The organism is Streptomyces fagopyri, assembly GCF_009498275.1.
Classification (GTDB): domain Bacteria; phylum Actinomycetota; class Actinomycetes; order Streptomycetales; family Streptomycetaceae; genus Streptomyces; species Streptomyces fagopyri.
In genome coordinates, this window is record NZ_CP045643.1 from 1005149 (window position 1) to 1023205 (window position 18057).

Below are 18057 nucleotides of genomic sequence, written 5' to 3' on the forward strand. Positions count from 1 at the left end.
CCCACCACCGGTGCGGGTGCCACGACGGCACGTCACAGCGGCGGCGGCGCCTCGCCCCTCCGGCCGACGACCGGCTCGAAGCCTCCGAACGGTCCGCTCGGCGGGCCGAGTTCACCCGCCTCCACCGGATCAGCCGGAACGACCGGTCCGGTCGCCTCGGCGCATCCGGCGAGTTCCGGGAACCCCGCGGGCCCGACATCCCGAACGGCCGTACCTCTCACGCCGGTTCCCGCCGTCCCGCCCATGGCTCTCCCGGTGCAGCGGGTCTCGGTGGCCGCGCCCACGCCACCCGCCCCGAAGCCCGTCGCTCCTCCGGTCACTCCGCGTGTCCAGCGGGTGGTCAACCCGACGGCACCGCCCCCGCCTCCTCCGCCGACCGGCCCGCCGCCCGCGTACTCCGCGAGCGAGCCCCCGTCCCCACCCTCGTCCTCGGGGAACCGGAGCGGGGAGAGCGAGCAGGCCCCGCCCGCCTACACCCCCGTCGACTTCAACCCCCGTGCCCTGACCCCGGGTCAGATCGACGAGTTGACGCACAAGCTGGCCGGACCGATCACCCGCCTGCTGCGGACCGAACTCCGCCTCGAACGCGAGCGGATCGGCAAGCTGCGCGATCCCCGCCGCTGACCTCCCCACTCCGTACGTCCGTTCCGAGAAAGGCCCACCCCCGATGCCCACCGATCTCGACCCGGGATCCACCATCTTCTTCACCCTGACGATCGACGGCGAGAGCCTCGGCTACTTCAACGGGTGCGAGGGACTCTCGTCGCAGGTGGAGATCGAGCAGCGCCAGGAGGGCGGCAACAACGGGTTCGTGTGGCAGCTTCCGTCCCGCGTGACCTTCTCCAACATCCGTCTGACCCGCCCGCTCACCCCGGACACCTCCAAGGTCGCCGCCTGGATCTCGTCGGTGACCACGGGCGTCGAACGGCCGACCGCGCAGATCGCGGCGCTGCGCGCGGACGGTTCGGAGGTCGCGCGCTGGGGGCTGATCGACGTGCTGCCGGTGAGCTGGCAGGGGCCCTCCCTGGATCCGGCAAGTCCGGGCGTCGCCACCGAGGTCCTGGAGATCACCCACCACGGTTTCACGGACTAGGGACGGACCGGGGAAGGCCGGGAACTCGGGACTTCAGGGACTAGGGACGGCGAAGAACATGGCAGGCAAGGCAGGAAAGGGCAGCAAGGGCGGTGCGGGCAAGAGTCTCGTACGTGCCACGCTCGCCATCCACGAGCCGCCCATCGGACACAGCACGACACCGGGCGCGTTGATCAGGACGTTCAACTTCGACTTCAACCCCTCCACGCTCTCACTGAGCCGGCGTGCCCGGTGGAAGACCACCCCGACCGCGGCCGTGCGCGACGGCTCCCTCCCGGAGTTCATGGGTCCCGAGCCACGGGAACTGACCGTCGAGGTCTTCCTCGACTCCTCCGACGACCCGACCGCCAACACGGTGCTGAAGAAGGTCGAGGCGCTGTTCTCCTGCTGCGAGGTGACGACGAAGAGCATCGCCGCCAAGCAGCCGTCCACGCCGTGGGTGGTCTTCCAGTGGGGGTCGTTCTCGACCGCGCGTTTCACCGCCTACGTCGGCTCCGTGGAGGCGAGTTACTCGCTCTTCGGCACGACGGGGGTGCCCATCCGGGCCACCTGCCAGGTGCGTCTGCACGAGATACCGAGCAAGACCAAGGGCCAGAACCCGACGTCCGGCGCGCTCACGGCGCAGCGCGTGCACCGGGTCGTGGCCGGCGACTCGCTGCAGTCGCTGGCCTGGCGGGAGTACGGGAACGCGGCCGCCTGGCGGGCGATCGCCGAGGTCAACGGCATCGACGACCCGTCCCGCCTGTCGAACGGCACGGAACTCGTGCTCCCGGCCGCCGAGGAGGTGGGTCTCTGATGGTGCAGGCCTCGTACTCCAGCGTCGTCCACGTCACAGTGGGCGGCAGCCCGCTCCCGGACAAGATCGCCTCCGATCTGGTCGGCTGCTGGGTCGACCTCGGGGCGGGGGTGCCCGGCGCGTTCCGGCTCACCTTCCGAGACCCGGACCGGCTGGTGCTCGGCGACCTCGGTGTCCAGTGCGGCACCGAGGTGGTCCTCGCACCGGTGGCCGACGGCCAGGGGGCGTCCTCCCCGCTGCTGACCGGCGAGGTCACCGGGATGGAGACCGACTACGACGGCACGGGGACGTTCACCGTGGTGCGCGGATACGACCTGGGGCACCGTCTGATGCGCCAGCGCCGGGTGGCCGCCTACCGCAATCAGACGGCCTCCGACATCGTCCGCAAACTGGTCGCCCTGAACGGCATCCCGGTCGGCGCCAAGGTCGGGTCCACCCGGACCGTGTACGACTTCATCAGCCAGGCCAACGTCACCGACTGGGACTTCCTGGCCCGGCTCGCCGACGAGAACGAGATGGTGATGTCGCTCGACTCGCAGGGGAGGTTCCAGTTCGTCAGGCCGGACCCCGCGTCCGGGGCGCCCTCGACGAGCACTCCCGGCGAGAAGAGTCCCTTCGTGCTCCAGGGCGGCGTGGACGTGCTGCGCTGCCGGGCCGCGGTCACCTCCGCCGACCAGGTCGCCAAGACCGAGGCCCGCGGCTGGGACGTCGGCACCAAGAAGAAACTGACCGCGACGGCACCCGCCACGGCCAACGCCGGTTTCGCCATCGGCATCACGCCGAAGGACACGGCGAAGAAGTTCAAGCCCGCCAAACTGGTCGAGACCGACACGCCCTACGACCGCCAGCCCGAGGTGAAGTTCGCCGCCGAGGCCCTGGCCGACGACGTGACCTCGTCCTTCGCCGAGCTGGAGGTCGTGGTCTGGGGCAACCCCAAACTGCGCCCCGGCGTCCCGATCGCGCTCACCGACGTCGGCAAACCCTTCGAGGGCCAGTACACGGTCACCTCCGTACGGCACGAGTTCGGCAACGACGAGCCCTACCGCACCTGGGTGACCGTCAGCGGCCGGCAGTGGCGCTCCCTGTACGGCCTGACCTCCGGAGGCGGTACGGCCGGCACGCCGAAGCTGCCGAGCGTGGCCAACGCCCTGGTGACGAACGTCCAGGACCCCCTGCGACAGGGCCGGGTCAAGCTGCAGTTCCCCTGGCTTGACGACCTGTACGAGAGCGACTGGACGCGCACCGTGCAGCTGGGCGGGAAGGGCGGCGGCGGGGTGTTCCCGTACGACGTCGGTGACGAGGTGCTGGTGGCCTTCGACCGCGGCGCCCTGGATCACCCGTTCGTCGTCGGCGGGCTCTACAACGGCAAGGACAGACCGACCGTCGTCAGTGACGTTCCACTGCACGACGGGATCAGGAAGCAGGCGATCCGGCACACCCTGTCCGACCGGAAGGGCAATCGTGTCGACCTGCTCAGCCAGCAGACCGGTGCCCGCAAGCAGGGTGTGCGCATCGCGTCCGGCAACGACAAGCTGACCATCAACCTCGACCGCACGAAGACCGAGATCACCGTGGACAGCAAGGGGTCCGTCACGATCAGGGGCAGCAGGTCGGTGTCGGTCGAGGCGGGAACGGACCTCACCCTGAGCGCGCGCCGGCGCCTGACGATCAAGAGCGGTGGGCTTCTCGACATCGAAGGCCGCGGCCTGGTCAACCTGAAGTCACTGGGCGGGGCGGTCACGGTCGACGCGATGGGAGCGCTCAACCTCAAGGCGGTCGGCGCCGCGATGCTCACCGCGGGCGGCACCGTCCAGGTCAACTCCGTCGCCGCTGTCGGTGTCCGGGCCGTCACCATCCCGCTGCAGGGCCTGGTGATGGTCAACAACAAGCCCTATCCACTGCCGTGATGGCCGAGAAGTTCGTCAGGAACAGGCGGGTGTCCCTCTGATGGCCGAGCAGTTCGTCGGATCCGGCTGGGCGTTCCCCATGCGCATCGGCCCCACCGGAGGTATCGCGCTGGTCAGCGGGGAGCGGGAGATCGAGGAGGCCATCCGGCTGGTGCTGGCCACCGCGCCGGGCGAGCGGCCGATGCGGCCCGAGTTCGGCTGCGCCATCCACGACCTGGTGTTCTCCCCGGTCAACGAGGCGACGGCGGGGCGCATCCAGCACGAGGTGTACACCACCCTGGACCGCTGGGAGCCGCGGATCGAGGTCAACGACGTCGAGGTGACGGCGGGCGCGGACCAGGGCGTGCTCTTCATCGACGTGCGCTACTCGATCCGTGGCACCAACAACCCGCGCAGTCTGGTCTTTCCGTTCTACGTCATCCCCTCCCACGAGGATCCCGACGCCCCGGGCTCGGGCAACTCCCCTGAAAGCGACCGCTGATGGCACTGCCTTCCCCGAATCTCGACGACCGCCGCTTCCAGCAGTTCGTCGACGACGCCAAGCGCTACATCCAGCAGCGCGCCCCCGAATGGACCGACCACAACGTGTCGGACCCCGGCGTCACCCTCGTGGAGACGGTCGCCCACATGGCCGACCAGATCGTCTACCGGCTCAACCGGGTCCCGGAGAAGAACCATCTGGCCTTCCTGGACCTCGTGGGCATCACTCTCTTCCCTCCCTCGGCCGCCCGTACCGACGTCACCTTCTGGCTGTCCGCGCCGCACGACGAGCCGATCGTGCTGCCCGTGGGCACCGAGGCCGCGACGCTGCGCACGGAGAGCGAGGAGGCCGTCGTCTTCGCGACCGAACGTGAACTGACCGTCGTACCCACCGCGTTGCGTCATCTCGTGGTGCAGCACAGCGGGCTTCCGGTCGCCGACCGGACGGCCGACCTCGCGGAGGGCAAGGACGTGCTGTGCTTCGCGGAGGCCCCCGGCCCCGGCGACTGCACGCTCTTCGGGCTCACCACGGCCGTACCGCACTGCGCGGTGGCCCTGGAGCTCGACAGCCGCGTCGACGGTGTCGGTGTCGACCCGCGTCAGCCGCCGCTGGTCTGGGAGGCGTGGACCGAGGACGGCTGGACCGCCTGCGAGGTCGACCGCGACGGCACCGGCGGTCTGAACCGGCCCGGTGACGTCGTCCTGCACGTCCCCGGCGGCCACACGCTCTCCCGCACCGGCGGCCAGGAGGCGGGCTGGCTGCGCTGCCGGGTCACCGAACCCTTGCCCGACCAGCCCTTCTACACCACCTCGCCGACCGTCCAGGCCGCGGAGGCGTTCACACTCGGCGGCACGGCCCCGGCGATCCACGCCGAGACGGTCCAGGACGAGGCGCTCGGCGAGTCCACCGGACTGCCGGGTCAGCGGCTGCGGCTCGCCCATTTCCCCGTCGTCGGGGACACCCCGCCGGTCCTGCTGCAGACGGCCGAGCGTGACGGATGGACCGACTGGGAGGTCGTCCCGCACTTCGCCGCGTCCGGCCCCGGTGACCGGCACATCGCCCTGGACGCGGCCACCGGCGAGATCTCCTTCGGACCCGCGGTCCGCGAACCCGACGGCACGCTGCGCCAGTACGGGTCGGTGGCGCCCAAAGGCGCCGTGATCCGCGCCCGCCGCTACCGCACCGGTGGCGGCCGGGCGGGCAACGTGGCCCGGGGTGCCGTCCAGGTGCTGCGCAGCTCGGTGCCGTACGTCGCGGAGGTCGTCAACCGGGAGGCGGCGCGTGGTGGCGTCGAGGGCGAGACCGTCGCCGAGGCGAAGACCCGGGCGCCGATCACCCTGCGGGCCCAGGAGCGGGCCGTGACCCTGCGCGACTACGAGGAACTCGCCCGGCGCGCCGCGCCCGAGACCGCCCGTATCACCTGCCTGGAGGGCGACGAGGGCGAGCACGGCGCGTACGCGGTCCGTGTCCTGGTCGTCCCGCAGGCGGTTCCGGACCCCGGCGGGCGGCTACGCTTCGAGCAACTCGTGCCGGGTGACGCCCTGTTGCAGCGCATCACCCGCTATCTCGACGAGCGGCGGCTGATCGGCACCCGGCTCGCGGTCGGGCCGCCCTTCTACCAGGGCGTCACCGTCGTGGCCACCGTGCACGCCTTCCGCGGGGTCGACACCGACCGGGTCCGCCGACAGGCGCACGACGCGCTCTACCGCCACCTCGACCCGCTCACCGGTGGCGCGAACGGCACCGGCTGGCCCTTCGGACGTCCCGTGCAGTCGGGCGAGGTCTTCGCGGTGCTGCAGCGCGTCCCCGGCGTCGAACTCGTCGACGCCGTGCAACTCCACCCCGCCGACCCGCTGACGGGCAAGCGCGGCGACCCGACCGACCGGATCGATCTCGAAGCCCCTTCCCTGGTCTTCTCGTTCGACCACCGGGTGCGCGTCATCGGTGACGGTTCATGAGGGGCTCCGTCGACGGTCTGGAGTCCTCGGCGCCGATCGGCGCGATGCTCCCGGCGGTCTTCGCCGACGACGATCTCGCGCTGCGTTTCGTCGCGGGCCTCGACGAGGTCGTGGCGCCGATCCTGCTCGCCCTCGACTGTCTGCACAGCTACTTCGACCCGGCGCTCGCGCCGGCCGACTTCGCCCGCTGGCTCGGCACCTGGGTCGGCGCCGAGCTCGACGGCTCGGAACCGGACGACCGGCTGCGCGCGGCCGTCGCCGCCGCCGCGTATCTGCACCGGGTACGCGGCACCCGTCGCGGTCTGGCCGAAGCGGTGCGGCTCGCCTTCGGTGCCGAGCCGGAGATCACCGAGAGCGGCGCCGCCGCCTGGGATCCCCGTCCGCTCGGCCCGGTCCCCGGTGACCGCCTCCCCCGGCTGCACGTCACCCTGCGGCTGCCCGATCCGACGCCGGCGGACGAGTACCGGCTGGAGAGCCTCGTGGCGGCCGCCCGCCCCGCGCACATGCCCTACACGGTCCAGGTGACCGCCGCCGAAAGGACTTCCGAGAGATGACCACCCAGACCCCAGGCACCGAGCCCGGGCGTGCCCCCGCCTGTGCCGAATGCGGTACTCGGGCGGAGCCCGGTCAGTCCTTCTGCGACTCCTGCGGCGCGGTGCTCGACTGGGCCGGGAGTCCGGCCGCGCCGGCCGCCGCCCGCGCGGCCGGTTCCCGGGCGGGGGTGGCGGCGGAGACCCGGCACCCCGTCGCCGTGGCCACCGAGGAGGCGCCACCGGCCGCGGCTGCCCGGGGCGGACGGTCCGCGGTCTCCGACGCGTCCGGAGCCTCCGGCGCGACGGCCGACGGCACCGCGCCCGCCGAGGGTGAGCCCGGGTGGGACGCGTTCCCCGTACCGGGCGCCGGTACGGGGACGGCGCGTACGGCCCATGACACGGACGGCGGAGCCGGCGGGCGACAGCCGGGCAGGGGCGGCCCGGACACCGTGCACGCGGACGACGCCGACGCCGACGCCGACGCCCGCAACGGCAACGGCAACAGCAACAGCAACAGCAACAGCAACAACGGGAACGTGGACCACGGCGACGCGGGCTCGGACGGGTCGGTCGGTGCGCGGGCCGCGACGGCCCCGGTCCACGGCGGTCCGGACGGGACCGGCGACGACGTCCCGCGCGCCCACCCGGCCCTTCCCGACTCGTCCCCCAGCGCCGTGGCGGAGCACGACGCCGCCGCGGACACCGAGCCACTGCCGTCCACGGCCCCCGCCGACTCCCGGGACACCGCGGCCGAGCGGGCCAGGTCGCTGCTGGTGCCGGTGGCGGATCCGCGGGAGCGGCCGGTGACGCCGTCGGTGGCACCCGTACTGCCGGGCCTCCCCGTCGCCAACCGCCCGCAGGTCCGTGCCCCGGGTGGCGAGCCCGGAGCGGAAGGGGGTGTGCCGTGCCCCTGGTGTGCCACTGCCAACCGTCCCGACCGGCACTTCTGCGGCCGGTGCGCGCTGCCCATGGCCGGCGAGCGCCGGACCCCGGGGCGGCTGCCCTGGTGGCGGCGGCTGCTCGACTCCCGCGACGGGCAGCCGCCGTGGGCAGGCGACCGGCCCCGGCTGCGCCGCGGCTTCGGGCGCGTCATGAACTGGGTGGTCGGCGCGGTCGTGCTCACCCTGGTGGTGGTCGCCGCCATGAACACCGGTACGGCGGTGCAGGCGGTGAGGGACCACTTCTCGAAGCGGGCCCCGATCGGCCCCGACAGCTACAAGGCGTCCCGTTCCTTCCCCGGTCACGGAGCCGGGCTCGCCTTCGACAAGCTCAACAACACCTGGTGGGGACCGGGCGTCTCGCAGTCCGGGGACGGCGAGTGGCTGGAGGCCCGCTTCGCACAGCCGACCAGGCTGCTGGACCTGGTCATCACGCCGGGCGTCTCCACCCGCGCGGACCAGCTCTCCCAGTCGGCGCTCCCGCACCGCATCGAGGCTCGTGTGACCACCGCGGACGGCAGCACCAGCACGCGCTTCCTCACGCTGGACCAGGGTGCGGGCGGCCAGAGCCGCAAGTTCCGCGCGGGTGATGTCACCGCGGTCCGCTTCATCATCCGCTCGGCCTACGGCGCCGCCGCGTCCAAGCAGGTGTCCATAGCGGAGATCGAGTTCTTCGGCCCGTCGAGCTCCAACGGCTCCTAGGCCCCGTACCGGTGACTTGGGGTCACCGGTATCGCCGGCCCCACCGTTTCCGTTCGGGGTGTGGCGGAGGGCCGGCCGGAGACGCGAGCGTGCCTTCTCGCGCCGGGACGACGGGGCGTGTCCGGAGGTCGCGCCGTCACCGGGGAAGGCACTTTCCGCGTGGGGACGCTCGGTTCGCGGCCCCGGCCCGTGAAGTCCGCTCACGGACCGGGGTGTTCGGGCGATACGCCGGAGCACGTTCGCCGGCGGACCCGGCCGAAGCGGTCGGCCTGACGCGGCGCGTCCTCGATGCGGCCGTCGAGAGCGACCTCCGTACGACTCGCGCGCAACCGACCGGCCGTCGCAGCCCAGGGAAGGTCACCGGCGTTCGGGCCGAGGGCCGTCCCCCTGAACGTGCCACTCCGTGGTCGAGTTCTTCCGGTTCTGGCCGAACTGGGAGGATGACTCCCGTGAAGTCGCCGCGGCCTTACCGTAGAGGCACGGCACCAGACACGAGGAGAAGCGCCACCCGTGCACGAAGCACCGATCTACGCCCAACTGATCTCCGAACGCGGCGACATACCGCTTCAGGTCCGCAACGAGGCCCGCAGGATCCAACGCGAACTCGAATGGATCCTCAACACCGACCCCTCGTCGGGCGGTCTCCTCCCGAGGCCCTCCGGCACTTCGGTCCCCAGCCCGCGACCGCTGCCTCCGGCACTTCCGCCCTCGCTTCCCCCGGGCAACAGCGCGACCGGATGGCTCAGCTGACGTTCCGTCGCACCACGCGGAAGCGCGCCGTCGCCCGCGGCGCACGGCGCTCCCCCGTCGAGGTCATCCGTGGCGACAGCCACGCCGAAGAGGTCGGGGGTCCGCGCCCCGGGAACCGTGCCACAGCGACGGCACTCGACGCGGGACGCCGGCAGCGCGCCGCATCGTCTACGCCACGCTGCCGAAGTCACGTTCCCGGGGCGGCACTTCGAGATCAGCCCTTCGAGGGCGAGCCGTCCTGCGACTCGTTCCCGTCGGCGCCCTTGTCCGGCGTCCGCAGGTACCCGGGCAGCTCCAGCAGTGCCTCCGGCTTCCCGGAACGGCCGTCGGAGTTGTTGCCGTTCAGGTTCTGGCGGACCGAGTCCAGGATCGTCAGACCCTGGGCGACCAGGCCCGCGGCGATCTCACCGAGGCCGTCCGCGCCGTTCAGGACGTTGACGTTGGCGCCCGCGAGACCGCCCGCGGCCTCCTTCACGATCAGCGGGAGCTGGTCGATCAGCATCCGGTCCAGCGCCACCCGGTCGTGCGAAGCCGCCGCCTCGGCCTGGATCTTCATGCGCTCCGCGTCGGCGATGGCGAGCACCTTGATCCGCTCGGCCTCCGCCTCGGCGGGCTTCACGATCTCGGCCACCAGCTGCTGCTGACGCAACTGGGCCGCCTTCTGGGCCAGTTCGGTCTGCGCCGCGAGCACCTCCTGCTGTGCGTGGGCCTGCGCCAGCGGTCCGGCCTGGGCCGCCTGGGCCTGCGCGCGGTCCACCTCGGCCGAGTACTCCGCCTTCACTATCGCGGTCTGGCGGGCGTACTCGGCCTGGTTGCGCGCGGCCACCTGCTCGGCCTCGACCGAGGCCTGGGTGGCCTGGGCCTGCGCGATCTGGGCCTGCCGCTGGATGGCTGCCTTGTGCGGCGCGGACATGGCCTCGATGTAACCGGTGTCGCCGTCGTCGATCGACTGGATCTGCAGCGAGTCCACGATCAGACCGATCTTGGCCATCTCGATCTTCGACGTGTCCAGGACCTCCGCGGCGAGCTTCTGCCGCTCGGTGACGATCTCCTCGACCGTCATCGAGCCGATGATGGCGCGCAGATGGCCGGCGAAGATCCGGCCGGTCAGCACCGACATCTGGTCCTGGTCGGACAGGAACCGCTGGCCCGCGTTGATGATGCTCTCGTGGTCGTTGCCGACCTTGAACGCGATCACCGCGCGGACGTGCAGCGCGATTCCCTGCTTGGTCACACAGGTCTCGGTGACCTCCGCCTCACACATCGAGAGGGTGAGGAAACGGGTCTTGCGGAACACCGGGAGCACGAACTTGCCGTGCCCCGTCACCACGCGGAACGGCGCGCCCCCCAGTCCCCGCCTGCCGCCCGAGATCAGCATCGCCTCGTCGGGTGCGGGAACGCGGTAACCGAACATCGCTCTACTCCTTAACCGGCGTCGGCGGGATCGCCGCCCAACGCGTCCAACGGATCGGCCCACTCGATGACGTCGACCTCACGGCATCCACGGGATTCGATCACAAGCACGGTCGCCCCTCTCGGGAGGGGCTCCCGTGACCAGGCGAGGAAGGTCTCGGATCCGCCTCTCACCCGCACCAGGATCTCGCCGGGACCGGCGGCTCCCCGCGTGCCGACGAGGAGCTCCCCGGTACAGCCGATCACGGCCTCGTCCTGCACCACTACCGGCCGCCCCCAATCATTCTGGTTCTGCTTCCGACCTTAGACCTCCCCGCGTCGGACGCCTACGCTCCGGCCGGCCTCCCGTGTCGTGGCCGGGGTGCGCTCAGCTCTTGGTGAACCGGTAGGTCTTGCTGTCGGTGAGCACACAGAAGCCGGGCGACACGACGATCACGCGCAACGTACCGGTGCGCCGGTCGTAGTCGATGCCCTCGGCCTCGAAGCTGCCCGAACAGGAGCTGCGCAGCGGAAGCTGACGCAGGGCCGTGACGTGACCGTTCACGTCGGCGGAGCCGGGCTCCGCGGACAGGTCGATCCGCAGCAGCGGCTTGGTCATGCCGAAGAGAGCGCCCTCCGGGTCGTCGGAGGAGCACAACAGCTGCGTCGACGTGGCGAAGTCGCAGCCCTGGACGTCACGCACGGCGTGGTCGAGGTTGATGGTGGAGGCCTGCGGGAGGTTCGCGGAGGGGGAGGTGCCGGGGTTCACGCCCGGGGTCGGGAACACCAGCAGCCGGTTCATCGTGCCCCACTCGCCCGACACCATCCAGGAACCGTTGGGCGAGATGGTGTCGAAGGAGTTGTTCAGCGCCTCCCCCGGGCTCAGCGTGTGGACGTACTCCGACCAGGCGCCGCCCGGTGCCTGCACCCGGAACATCTTGGCGTTGCCGGAGTCCGCCTGGTACGGCTCGACGTAGTAGCCGTTGTACGAGGCGTCGGGGTCGCCCACGTGGTTCCAGCCGCGAACCGTGAGACCGAACGGGATCGTGCCGATCCCCGTGTACCGGTTGGGGCTGCCGGCCGGGACCTCGACCGACGCGAGGCCCTGGCTCTCGGTCAGCGGATCGGCACGGTCGGATCCGACCTCCGTCCAGGTGTCCGCGGCGGCGGCGGGAGCGGTGGCCGCGACCGAGAGGGTGGCGGCCGTGGCGAGGGTGACGAGACCGGCCAGAACGGCGTGACAACGTTGCCGGGCGGGCATGCGCATGAGGGGTGCTCCTCGGGTGGGGGGTGCTGGTTTCGGCGCACAGTCTGGCCGGTCAAATTGGGCATGTACAGGCCAATGCAGAATCATTGGCCGTCCACTCACCTTCCGGACCACGGCAGTTGCCCCCGCATCCCCCGGCACCAGGACGACCGGGCCGGGTGGCGTACGCGCCGGTGACACGGCACTGATCGCACCGGCGCGCTCCCGAGCGGGGCCGGACACCCTGTAGCGGGCGGCCGCTGACGGGCGGCTCGACGGCAGCGCGGCCGGTGGACGGTTCGAGCGGCCCTGACTCCGGCCCCGACCGCCAGGGTCGCGAGGCCGTCCGGGCGGGCCGTGGCTCAGGATCGCCCGGACCACTCCGCCCCCGCGGCCTCACCGTGCACGTCGTGACGCCCCTGCGCGGCAACGTCTCAGGCGAGCGGACGGCTCCGCGCGCACCACAGGGGACGAGGGAGGGGCGCCGCGCGGCACTCGGCGGACCTGCTGACCGACGGCGCGACCCGGTCGGCCGAGGCGTGCGTTCCCGACCGGGCCCGATGCCGGTGCTGCCGGCTGGTGGGCAGACCGCCGCGCATACGGGCCCGCGTACGGGCCCCGAGTACGAACTGGCACGCGGCGTCCACGCGACGGCGGCCCGCGCCGAGGGCGTGGACGGGCCCGGCCGACGCGGTGATCCGGGCGGGCGGTCCGGGCGTACGAGCCGCGTGACCGCGTCCCGGTCGTCACCGGCGGCGGTGCCGACGAGTCCGGTGTCGCCGAGGGTGTCGAGATCGCCGCCTGGCGGGGCCGGATCCGCGACCGTCCCACGGGTTCCGGGAGAGATGTCCGGCTCGGGGGCTCTGGTGGGGCGCGGCGCGTTTTCGCCCGCGCCGCTCCCGCCGGGTCAGCGGACCAGTTCCTGGACGAGACGCTCGCGGCTCCCCCGGGTCCCGCCCGTTCTCATCAGGGACGCGGTCCGACGGCGGGGCGGGTGGGCCGGCCAAGTCATTTGGGGGCCGGAACGGACTCTCGTCCGGAGGGAGTTCGAGGAGGCATCGGGGCCCAGCCGTCGTCCACGCCTCGGCCGGAATCGGCCGCCGCCGGGGCGCGGCGAGGGCGGGCGGGCGGGCAGCGGCGCGTGGGCGACGCCACGGCCGGTGCGGACGGCCGAGGACCGGGCACCCCGGACCGCTCGCCGCGACGCGCGGATCACGCATGGGGTACGGCGCGGGGGCCGCTCACCACGACGCGATCGCGGATGGGTCGGGAACGGGCACCATTCACCACGACCGGGATCACGCACGAGTCCGGCAGAGGGACCGCCCACCACGACCGGGATCACGCGGGGCTCCGAGACGGGGACCGGAACGTTCGGAACGGGGCCGTCCGGCGGGTCGGCCGGGTCCGTACGGCCCGGATCATCGCGCCGTCGAGCGAAACACTCGGCGGACGGGAAACACGTGGGGAAGGGAAACGAGCGGGGCGGCAGCCGGCCGGAACCCCGCGCCGGGCCGCGCACCGCCGGGCAGGAGACCCTGCCCGGCGGCCCTGGCGGGTCAGTTGTTCGCGCAGGCGTTTCCGAACGCCGGGTTCAGCAGGCCCACCACGTCGACCGAGTTGCCACAGAGGTTGAGGCCGAGGTCGACGGGGATCTGAATGACGTTGCCGGACAGGACACCGGGGCTGCCCACGGCGGCACCGACCGGGTTGGGGTCGGCGGCGGAGGCGGTCCCGGCGGCGGCGGCGAGGGCCACGCTCGCCAGCCCGGCGGCAGCCATCAGACGAATACGCATTACAAGCTCCGATCAGTCGCAGGAGTGCGGTTCCTCCACCATCACCCGCGTCGAAGTCGACCGACATCGTTGTACGTCCGAACGGGTCGCCGGGCCCCGCGGACCTCCTCCTGGCCCCGGTCCGGGCACGGGCGGGACGTCCCGGACCGGCACGGGACGCGTCGCGCGGGGTGCCCGGAATGCCCGTAGCGTGAGAACAGGTCAGGTGGAACAGGGAGAGATCATGTCAACGAGCCAACCGGATTCGACCGTGCCGTCCGACGAGAGGGCGACCCCCGACGCGCTGCTCCACACCGGCGCCGGCGGCGAGGTCACCGCCGAGGACGTGGTGCTCGCCGCGGGTCGCGACATCACCCCGGAGAACCTCGCCTGGGCCGAACGCAAGCTGGCGCAGGAGGGGCCCGCCGCCCTGGACAAGCTGCTGCCCTAGGGTCACGGCGGACGACGTTCCCTTGGCCGGCTCCGATGCGGCGGAGCCGGTCAAGGGCCCGAGGGGCCGGGGTCGCCGGGTCAGCGACCCCGGGTCACGATCCGGGGCACTCCTTCCAGGCCAGGTGGTAGACGGTGCTGATGTCGCCGTCCGTGGAGTCCATCGTCATGAAGCTGGTGCTGCCCGGCGCCGACGTGCCGGCGTTGACGCGCAGCTCGGTGTTGATGTTGAAGTTCCGCTGAACACCGCAGGGGGCCCAGACCAGTTGGGCCCAGTCCGTGACGTCGGTGGCCTGCCAGTTGTCGTCGTAGGGGCCACCGAAGGGATGCGTGATGGCCGCCGTGTTCGAGGAGCCCTGGAAGTAGTACGAGGCCTTCTCGGTACTGCTGGCGCCGCGCTGCAACGAGGCGAAGCCGCGGTAGTCGGCGCTGGCGATGGCGTACGTGAAGCCCTGCGGCACGTGGACGATCAAATTGAGCTGGCAGTTCTTGCGGAACGCGGTGGGCTCGGAGGTGCCGCCCACCTGGGCGAGGTACTCACTGTAGGTGACGGTGAAGGCCGTGTTGTCCGGGGACACCGCGACGGCGGCGGTGCCCTGCGGGCAGCCGGAGCCGTTCACCGTGGCGACCTTGATGACGATCCTGTCCGGAGGAGGGTCGACGATCCCGGACGACGGATCATGTCCGGGCAGTGCGGAGGCGAACAGGGCGGCTATCGCGCCACCCAGAAGCAGCCCACCAGCCATGGTGCTCCCATCCATTGCGTTGGCGTCTGCGGCGGCACGGAACGTGTGCCGCCGCGAATTGGGGGGTGCGGCTCCTCCCGCGTACGGGAGGGTCCGTCGCAGACCAGTGCGTTGGATCAAGCGTGAACAGTTGAACCATGTACATGACAAGTCCATGCGCATGGGTGACCCGGAAATGTGAAGGAGCCGTGAAGTCCGGGATCGACCGCATCGTATGTACCCCGGCGCCCCGAGGTCAGGGCGATCTCCGGCCATTCACTCGGCGGGCCCGTTCACGCAGCGCGCCGGTGACGGCCGGCGCAGACGCCGGGCACCTCGGCGCGTCCGGCCGGGTCACTCCGTACGGCGTCGGCCCGGTACGCGCGGACCGCCGTCCCGGCCTCCCCGCCCTCGGACTCTCCTCGAATCCCCCCGCCGCCGCACGGCCACGCACCCGCTCCTGCGACACTGAACGTCATGGAGTCCCGACACCTGCGAATCGGCCGCCGTCGCATATGGATGCTCAGCGGAGCCTGCTTCCTCGTGCTCGGCCCGGTCGGCTACGTCCTCGGCGGCTGGATTCCCGTGGCGGCACTGATCGTGGCGCTGGTCGCGGCCACCTCGGTCTCGCACTGGAAGGCCGCCTCGTGGCTCGCGCCCGCCGTGGAACGGGGGCAGCGGGAAAGCCGCCGGGACGTGGCGACCTTCTGCGTGGTCATAGCGGTCAGCGGCTACGCCCAGCCCCCGGCGCACACGACCCCCTCGCCCGGGGGCCCCGACCTGGCGGCGCTGCGTCTGGAGGCCTACCGGGCCGCGGCGCACGACGATCTCGACGAGGAACTCAGGGGCCTGGCCGCCGACGCGCTGGCCGCCGCCGACGACGCGCACGCCGAGGACACCCCGGTGGCCTGGCGGGCCGCGCGAGCGAGCGCCGAACGGCTGGCGCACGCGGCGCAGGAGGGCAATCCTTACGTACGGAACCTGCTGATCCAGTGGGTCGAGGGGAACCCGGCCGCGGATCGCTAGACCCTGCCCAAAGACACGCCGGGATCAGCGGGCGGTGGCCGGCGCGGTGCGTCGAACGACGGTGCTCCCCCGCCGTGCGGGGTGTGTTCAGGTGATGCGACGGCGCGGCACGGCGCCGCACGGTGAGGGCCGAGTCGGGTGACCGGCGAGGCCCGGCAGGTCGCCGTCCCCAACTCCCCGGAATCGTGAGGACCATGACGGATTTCTCCAGCAGGGCCGGTACCGCGTTCGTCGCGGGCGGCACCGGTGGTATCGGCGCGGCCGTCGTCCGTACGCTCGCCGAGCGCGGCAGCGACGTGGTGTTCACATACCGCACCAGCCGGGCCGGAGCCGACGCGCTCGCCGCCGAGGTGCGCGGGCACGGGCGTCAAGTCCGCGCGCTGCCCCTCGATCTGACCGACGAGGTGGCCACGGCGGAGGCCGTCGACGAGGCCGCCGACACCTTCGGCGGCCTCCACACGGTGGTGTACGCGGCGGGCCCGCACGTCCCGATGGTGCACCTCAGCCAGGTGACGCCTCGTCAGTTTCGGGCCCAACTCGACGCGGACGCGCTGGCGTTCTTCCATCTCGTCCACCCGGCGCTGCCACGGCTGCGGGAGAGCCGGGGCAACATCGTCGCCGTCACCACCGTGGCCACCCGTCGGTTCCCGGTCCGCGACGGGCTCTCCTCCGGCACGAAGGGAGCCGTCGAGGCCGTCGCCCGCGCCCTGGCGGCCGAGGAGGGCCGGTACGGGGTCCGGGTGAACTGCGTCGCCCCGGGCATGCTGACCGACGGCATGGCCGCCCGGCTGATCTCCTCCGGCGAACTCGACGAGGCGGCCCTGGGGATCGCCCGCCACAACATCCCGCTGCGCCGCTTCGGCGAGGCGTCGGACATCGCGGAGGCGGTGGCTTTCCTGGCCTCGGACCGCGCCGGATTCATCACGGGACAGGCGCTCGGGGTGGACGGGGGCTACAGCGTGTAGCCACGGCGCCGGCACTGGGGGTCCCGGCACCGGCCCCGGTCCCCTCGGGTTCTGTCCACGGCCGTTCGGGTGACACCCTGCCGCCGGCGCGGCGCGGGAAGGCCCGGCCCGAACAGGGACACCGACGCCCCGAAGGCGTCGAGCCCGTACGGGCGAGGGCTCCTGAAGGCAGCCCGAAGGCAGAGGGACGCCCCTCGACCCGGGGGCCGAGGGGCGTCCTTCGTGCGGGGTGAAGCGGGTCAGTGCTTGTCGCGGAGTGAGTCGCGGGCACCTGCGGCCTTGCCACGCGCCTTCTCCGCGGCTTCGCGGACGTTGGCCTTGGCCTGGTCGGTCTTGCCCTCGGCTTCCATGCGCTCGTTGCCGGTGGCCTTGCCCGCCATCTCCTTGGCCTTGCCCTTGGCCTTGTCCATGGAACTCTTGCCCATGATCACTCCTTGGTTGGGGGGATACGCCTGCCACGCTAGGGGCGGTCGGCGGCTCCCGCATCCGGAGCCGGCCACCCCCATCACCGCGGCCCCGACGAGCCGCCGGGCACGCGGAGACCATCCGCCGGTCCACCTCTCGTGGGAGACATCCCTCCGTGATCGCACCGCGAAGCGGCGGATACCCTTCCCCGGTGAAACGCATCCTCGTGGCCGGCATCACCGGGGCCGGAAAGACCACCATGGCCCAGGCCCTCGCCGCGCGGCTTCAGCTGCCCTTCCACGAGATGGACGCCCTGAAGTTCACCGGCCCGCAGTGGGCGTCCAACCCCGACCTGCACCAGCAGGTGTCCACGATCTCGGCCACCCCGGGATGGGTCTTCGACTCCTTCGGCTACCCGGAAGTCCGCGATCTGCTGTGGACGCACGCCGACACGGTGGTCTGGCTCGACTACCCGAGATCCGTGATCATGCCCCGCATCCTGCGCAGATCGCTGCGTCGGACGCTGCTGCGCGAACGCATCTTCGGCGGCAACGTGGAGACCCTGACCGGCTGGTTCAGGAGCGATCACCCGGCGTGGTGGGCCTGGTCCCAGCACGGCGCGCGACGGTCGGAGATCGACCGGCGCACCCAGGATCCCCACTTCGCGCCGCTCCACGTCATCCGCTTCCGCTCACCACGCCGAGCGGACGCATGGCTGCGAACCCTGAGCGGGGCCGGGTCCGGGACCCCGCGAGCCGACGGCTGAACGCCCTGGGTCCGGTACGCCGCGACAGGACGCGGATCAGCAGGGCCACTCGGTCACGCGGTCACGCGGTCACGCGAGCTTGAGCAGTAGTCCGGTGCGTCCGGCCGGCAGGGTGACCTTGCGGCCGTGGCCGGCGCGGCCGGTTCCCC

General features: G+C 72.1%; 19 protein-coding genes. 13 read left to right on the top strand and 6 right to left on the bottom strand.

Going from position 1 to position 18057, the window contains the following annotated elements:
- The first annotated feature begins 243 nt into the window (after nucleotides 1-243).
- The 9 genes from GFH48_RS04240 to GFH48_RS04280 all read left to right on the top strand — a co-directional run bounded on the left by GFH48_RS04240 (nucleotide 244) and on the right by GFH48_RS04280 (nucleotide 9158).
- Complete coding sequence (locus tag GFH48_RS04240) at nucleotides 244-624, top strand: hypothetical protein (RefSeq protein WP_153286960.1); 381 nt, start codon at nucleotides 244-246, stop codon at nucleotides 622-624.
- Nucleotides 625-667: 43 nt separating this feature from the next.
- Entirely contained in the window at nucleotides 668-1093 is a 426-nt protein-coding gene (locus tag GFH48_RS04245; protein ID WP_153286961.1) for a phage tail protein, read from the top strand.
- A gap of 58 nt (nucleotides 1094-1151) precedes the next feature.
- Nucleotides 1152-1889, top strand: a complete 738-nt coding sequence (locus GFH48_RS04250) for a CIS tube protein (RefSeq protein ID WP_153286962.1) — start codon at nucleotides 1152-1154, stop codon at nucleotides 1887-1889.
- Nucleotides 1889-3796, top strand: a complete 1908-nt coding sequence (locus GFH48_RS04255; RefSeq protein WP_153286963.1) for a VgrG-related protein — start codon at nucleotides 1889-1891, stop codon at nucleotides 3794-3796. The genes GFH48_RS04250 and GFH48_RS04255 overlap by 1 nt, the downstream gene beginning before the upstream one ends.
- Before the next feature lie 40 nt (nucleotides 3797-3836).
- Complete coding sequence (locus tag GFH48_RS04260; protein WP_153286964.1) at nucleotides 3837-4277, top strand: GPW/gp25 family protein; 441 nt, start codon at nucleotides 3837-3839, stop codon at nucleotides 4275-4277.
- Nucleotides 4277-6235, top strand: a complete 1959-nt coding sequence (locus GFH48_RS04265) for a putative baseplate assembly protein (protein WP_153286965.1) — start codon at nucleotides 4277-4279, stop codon at nucleotides 6233-6235. Before GFH48_RS04260 ends, GFH48_RS04265 begins: the two co-directional genes overlap by 1 nt.
- Complete coding sequence (locus GFH48_RS04270; protein ID WP_153286966.1) at nucleotides 6232-6789, top strand: phage tail protein; 558 nt, start codon at nucleotides 6232-6234, stop codon at nucleotides 6787-6789. The genes GFH48_RS04265 and GFH48_RS04270 overlap by 4 nt, the downstream gene beginning before the upstream one ends.
- A complete protein-coding gene (locus GFH48_RS04275) occupies nucleotides 6786-8408 on the top strand; it encodes an NADase-type glycan-binding domain-containing protein (RefSeq protein WP_153286967.1) in 1623 nt (540 codons plus the stop codon). The genes GFH48_RS04270 and GFH48_RS04275 overlap by 4 nt, the downstream gene beginning before the upstream one ends.
- A 510-nt stretch (nucleotides 8409-8918) precedes the next feature.
- A complete protein-coding gene (locus GFH48_RS04280; protein ID WP_153286968.1) occupies nucleotides 8919-9158 on the top strand; it encodes a hypothetical protein in 240 nt (79 codons plus the stop codon).
- Nucleotides 9159-9372: 214 nt separating this feature from the next.
- Here GFH48_RS04280 and GFH48_RS04285 read toward each other — a convergent pair whose 3' ends face one another.
- From GFH48_RS04285 to GFH48_RS04300, 4 genes are all read right to left on the bottom strand, one after another.
- Nucleotides 9373-10572 carry an SPFH domain-containing protein gene (locus GFH48_RS04285; RefSeq protein WP_153286969.1) on the bottom strand — a complete coding sequence of 400 codons (1200 nt, stop codon included), beginning with the start codon at nucleotides 10570-10572 and terminating at the stop codon, nucleotides 9373-9375.
- An 11-nt stretch (nucleotides 10573-10583) separates the two neighbouring features.
- Nucleotides 10584-10835, bottom strand: a complete 252-nt coding sequence (locus GFH48_RS04290) for a hypothetical protein (protein ID WP_153286970.1) — start codon at nucleotides 10833-10835, stop codon at nucleotides 10584-10586.
- Between the two features lie 103 nt (nucleotides 10836-10938).
- Nucleotides 10939-11817, bottom strand: coding sequence for a hypothetical protein (locus GFH48_RS04295; RefSeq protein WP_153286971.1), 879 nt, complete (start codon nucleotides 11815-11817; stop codon nucleotides 10939-10941).
- Nucleotides 11818-13355: 1538 nt separating this feature from the next.
- Nucleotides 13356-13592 (bottom strand): chaplin, encoded by a 237-nt coding sequence (locus GFH48_RS04300; RefSeq protein WP_153286972.1) that lies wholly within the window; start codon nucleotides 13590-13592, stop codon nucleotides 13356-13358.
- A gap of 223 nt (nucleotides 13593-13815) precedes the next feature.
- On the opposite strand from GFH48_RS04300, the gene GFH48_RS04305 reads away from it, so the two are divergent.
- Nucleotides 13816-14022, top strand: a complete 207-nt coding sequence (locus tag GFH48_RS04305; protein ID WP_153286973.1) for a hypothetical protein — start codon at nucleotides 13816-13818, stop codon at nucleotides 14020-14022.
- A gap of 94 nt (nucleotides 14023-14116) precedes the next feature.
- Here GFH48_RS04305 and GFH48_RS04310 read toward each other — a convergent pair whose 3' ends face one another.
- Nucleotides 14117-14767 carry a DUF4360 domain-containing protein gene (locus GFH48_RS04310; RefSeq protein ID WP_153286974.1) on the bottom strand — a complete coding sequence of 217 codons (651 nt, stop codon included), beginning with the start codon at nucleotides 14765-14767 and terminating at the stop codon, nucleotides 14117-14119.
- Between the two features lie 456 nt (nucleotides 14768-15223).
- Between GFH48_RS04310 and GFH48_RS04315 the strand changes: the two genes are divergently transcribed.
- Nucleotides 15224-15772, top strand: a complete 549-nt coding sequence (locus GFH48_RS04315; RefSeq protein WP_153286975.1) for a hypothetical protein — start codon at nucleotides 15224-15226, stop codon at nucleotides 15770-15772.
- Between the two features lie 194 nt (nucleotides 15773-15966).
- A complete protein-coding gene (locus GFH48_RS04320; protein WP_153286976.1) occupies nucleotides 15967-16737 on the top strand; it encodes an SDR family NAD(P)-dependent oxidoreductase in 771 nt (256 codons plus the stop codon).
- A 239-nt stretch (nucleotides 16738-16976) separates the two neighbouring features.
- On the opposite strand, the gene GFH48_RS04325 is transcribed toward GFH48_RS04320, so the two are convergent.
- Nucleotides 16977-17162: a CsbD family protein gene (locus GFH48_RS04325; protein ID WP_187285469.1), complete on the bottom strand. Its 186-nt coding sequence runs from the start codon at nucleotides 17160-17162 to the stop codon at nucleotides 16977-16979.
- Between the two features lie 191 nt (nucleotides 17163-17353).
- On the opposite strand from GFH48_RS04325, the gene GFH48_RS04330 reads away from it, so the two are divergent.
- The gene (locus tag GFH48_RS04330; protein ID WP_153286977.1) at nucleotides 17354-17908 is read left to right on the top strand and encodes an AAA family ATPase; all 555 of its coding nucleotides are present in this window, start codon (nucleotides 17354-17356) and stop codon (nucleotides 17906-17908) included.
- Nucleotides 17909-18057 lie beyond the last annotated feature (149 nt).

What these genes read in the sequence shown, in the direction of transcription:
- GFH48_RS04240 (WP_153286960.1), top strand. Translation starts at nt 244, where the DNA reads ATGGCTCTCCCGGTGCAGCGGGTCTCGGTGGCCGCGCCCACGCCACCC.
- GFH48_RS04245 (WP_153286961.1), top strand. Translation starts at nt 668, where the DNA reads ATGCCCACCGATCTCGACCCGGGATCCACCATCTTCTTCACCCTGACG.
- GFH48_RS04250 (WP_153286962.1), top strand. Translation starts at nt 1,152, where the DNA reads ATGGCAGGCAAGGCAGGAAAGGGCAGCAAGGGCGGTGCGGGCAAGAGT.
- GFH48_RS04255 (WP_153286963.1), top strand. Translation starts at nt 1,889, where the DNA reads ATGGTGCAGGCCTCGTACTCCAGCGTCGTCCACGTCACAGTGGGCGGC.
- GFH48_RS04260 (WP_153286964.1), top strand. Translation starts at nt 3,837, where the DNA reads ATGGCCGAGCAGTTCGTCGGATCCGGCTGGGCGTTCCCCATGCGCATC.
- GFH48_RS04265 (WP_153286965.1), top strand. Translation starts at nt 4,277, where the DNA reads ATGGCACTGCCTTCCCCGAATCTCGACGACCGCCGCTTCCAGCAGTTC.
- GFH48_RS04270 (WP_153286966.1), top strand. Translation starts at nt 6,232, where the DNA reads ATGAGGGGCTCCGTCGACGGTCTGGAGTCCTCGGCGCCGATCGGCGCG.
- GFH48_RS04275 (WP_153286967.1), top strand. Translation starts at nt 6,786, where the DNA reads ATGACCACCCAGACCCCAGGCACCGAGCCCGGGCGTGCCCCCGCCTGT.
- GFH48_RS04285 (WP_153286969.1), bottom strand. Translation starts at nt 10,572, where the DNA reads ATGTTCGGTTACCGCGTTCCCGCACCCGACGAGGCGATGCTGATCTCG.
- GFH48_RS04295 (WP_153286971.1), bottom strand. Translation starts at nt 11,817, where the DNA reads ATGCGCATGCCCGCCCGGCAACGTTGTCACGCCGTTCTGGCCGGTCTC.
- GFH48_RS04300 (WP_153286972.1), bottom strand. Translation starts at nt 13,592, where the DNA reads ATGCGTATTCGTCTGATGGCTGCCGCCGGGCTGGCGAGCGTGGCCCTC.
- GFH48_RS04305 (WP_153286973.1), top strand. Translation starts at nt 13,816, where the DNA reads ATGTCAACGAGCCAACCGGATTCGACCGTGCCGTCCGACGAGAGGGCG.
- GFH48_RS04310 (WP_153286974.1), bottom strand. Translation starts at nt 14,767, where the DNA reads ATGGCTGGTGGGCTGCTTCTGGGTGGCGCGATAGCCGCCCTGTTCGCC.
- GFH48_RS04315 (WP_153286975.1), top strand. Translation starts at nt 15,224, where the DNA reads ATGGAGTCCCGACACCTGCGAATCGGCCGCCGTCGCATATGGATGCTC.
- GFH48_RS04320 (WP_153286976.1), top strand. Translation starts at nt 15,967, where the DNA reads ATGACGGATTTCTCCAGCAGGGCCGGTACCGCGTTCGTCGCGGGCGGC.
- GFH48_RS04325 (WP_187285469.1), bottom strand. Translation starts at nt 17,162, where the DNA reads ATGGGCAAGAGTTCCATGGACAAGGCCAAGGGCAAGGCCAAGGAGATG.